The sequence below is a fragment of the Pseudomaricurvus sp. ABR4_320 genome (assembly GCF_056159445.1).
The window spans coordinates 1-641 of record NZ_JBSWVF010000081.1 but is presented as its reverse complement, the minus strand read 5'-3'; the positions used below and the strand labels follow the sequence as shown (position 1 = coordinate 641).

Annotated in this window: 1 protein-coding gene; it reads right to left on the bottom strand. The window is 55.9% G+C overall.

From position 1 onward, the window contains the following. Window positions 1–641 (bottom strand): NAD(P)/FAD-dependent oxidoreductase (locus ACXAFR_RS27450; protein ID WP_475183382.1); only part of this gene is annotated, 641 nt, incomplete at both ends.

Sequence of the window (641 nt, the reverse complement as noted above, 5' to 3'; positions counted from 1 at the left end):
CGGGTTTGGGGTAGCTGATCGGCGAAAAGTCTTTGGCCGGCTTTAGGTGCGCGTGATCGGGTACTGGATCCGACAGTGTCCAGGGCAGCATGCCGTTAAACAGATTGATGTCGATAAAGGCGTAGGCGGAGCCGAGAATGTTGCCCCATTTGTGTTGGGCCGGGCCAAAATTGCGCTGGGCCCAGAGTTCTTTATAGGCCCAGGATTCTTTGTAGGCGCTGTCGAATTCCGTCAAATCATCGCTGCTGCGCTCAGCTGCCAGGGCAGCGACCACACATTCCGCCGCCACCATGCCGGATTTCATCGCCGTATGGGTGCCTTTGATCTTGGCAAAGTTCAAGGTGCCCGCATCGTCACCAATTAACAGTCCTCCAGGAAAATGCATCTTCGGTTGGGCTTGAATGCCGCCTTTGGTAATGGCGCGAGCGCCGTAACTGATGCGTTGTCCGCCCTCCAAATACTGCGTTACCACCGGATGATGTTTGTAGCGCTGGAATTCATCGAAGGGGCTGAGATACGGATTGCTGTAAGACAGATCGGTGATCAATCCACACACCACCTGGCAATCATCGATGTGATACAGAAAGCTACCACCGGCCGCGCCGTTCTCGGCCAGTGGCCAACCGGCGGTGTGGACCACT